Origin of the sequence: Microbacterium sp. H6, assembly GCF_003314775.1 — a bacterium.
Lineage (GTDB): Bacteria > Actinomycetota > Actinomycetes > Actinomycetales > Microbacteriaceae > Microbacterium > Microbacterium oxydans.
On the sequence record NZ_QOAY01000225.1, the window covers coordinates 1,678 to 3,036 of the forward strand.

Annotated in this window: 1 protein-coding gene and 1 pseudogene; both read left to right on the forward strand. The window is 68.6% G+C overall.

Translation table 11 applies throughout. The features are described 5' to 3' along the window. Positions 1 to 1,096, forward strand: a 1,096-nt coding sequence (locus tag DSP71_RS23995; protein ID WP_258546470.1) for an SDR family oxidoreductase, incomplete at its 5' end; no start/stop codon positions are given. Further along, positions 1,093 to 1,359 (forward strand): annotated as a pseudogene (locus DSP71_RS24000) (rhamnulokinase); the annotation flags it as partial. The gene DSP71_RS23995 and the pseudogene DSP71_RS24000, both read left to right, overlap by 4 nt.

The following is a 1,359-nucleotide window of genomic DNA, read 5'->3' on the forward strand; positions in this document are numbered from 1 at the left end:
CGAGCTGCACGCGCAGTACCGCACCGACTACCAGGCCTACTACGACGCGCATGCCACGGCCGAGTCGCCCGCCATCCGCGGCGCCGACCCGCTCATCGTGCTGATCCCCGGCGTGGGCATGTTCTCGTACGGGGCCAACAAGCAGACCGCCCGCGTCGCCGGCGAGTTCTATGTGAACGCGATCAACGTGATGCGCGGCGCCGAAGCGCTCTCGACGTACGCTCCGATCTCGGATGCCGAGAAGTTCGACATCGAGTACTGGGCGCTGGAGGAGGCCAAGCTGCAGCGGATGCCGAAGCCGAAGTCGCACCAGGGACGCATCGCCTTCGTCACCGGTGCCGCCTCCGGCATCGGCAAGGCCATCGCCACCCGTCTCGCCGCCGAGGGTGCGTGCGTCGTGATCGCCGACCTCGACCTCGAGAAGGCGCAGGCGGCGGCCGCCGAGCTGGGGAACACCGATGTCGCGATCGGCATCGCCGCGAACGTAGCGGATGCCGACGCTGTCCAGGCCGCGTTGAACGAGGCTGTGCTCGCCTTCGGCGGCGTCGACCTCGTGGTCAACAACGCCGGGCTCTCGCTGTCGAAGCCGCTGCTGGAGACCACGGAGAAGGACTGGGATCTGCAGCACGACGTGATGGCGAAGGGGTCGTTCCTGGTCTCGAAGGCCGCCGCTCGGGTGCTCATCGACCAGAAGCTCGGCGGCGACATCATCTACATCTCGTCGAAGAACTCGGTCTTCGCAGGACCCAACAACATCGCCTACTCCGCGACCAAGGCCGACCAGGCACACCAGGTGCGGCTGCTCGCGGTCGAGCTCGGCGAGTACGGTATCCGTGTGAACGGCATCAACCCCGACGGCGTGGTCCGCGGCTCGGGCATCTTCGCCTCCGGGTGGGGTGCGAACCGTGCCGCCACCTACGAGGTCAAGGAGGAAGACCTCGGTCAGTACTACGCCAACCGCACGATCCTCAAGCGCGAGGTCGTGCCCGAGAACGTGGCGGACGCGGTGTACGTGCTGACCGGTCCCGAGCTCAGCCGCACCACGGGCCTGCACATCCCGGTCGACTCCGGCGTCGCCGCGGCGTTCCTGCGATGAGCGTGCGCGCGGTCGCGGCCGTCGATCTCGGGGCGACCAGCGGCCGCGTGATGATCGGGCGGATCGGGGAGGGGCGGCTCGAGCTCGAACTCGTGTCCCGCTTCCCGAACGGTCCCGTGGAGCGGGAGGACGGACTGCACTGGGACTTCGACGCCCTATATGCGCACGTCGTGGACGGGCTGGCGGAGGCGGTGCGGCGGGAGCCGACGATCGAGAGCATCGGGATCGACTCCTGGGCCGTCGACTACGGCCTGCTCGCGGAC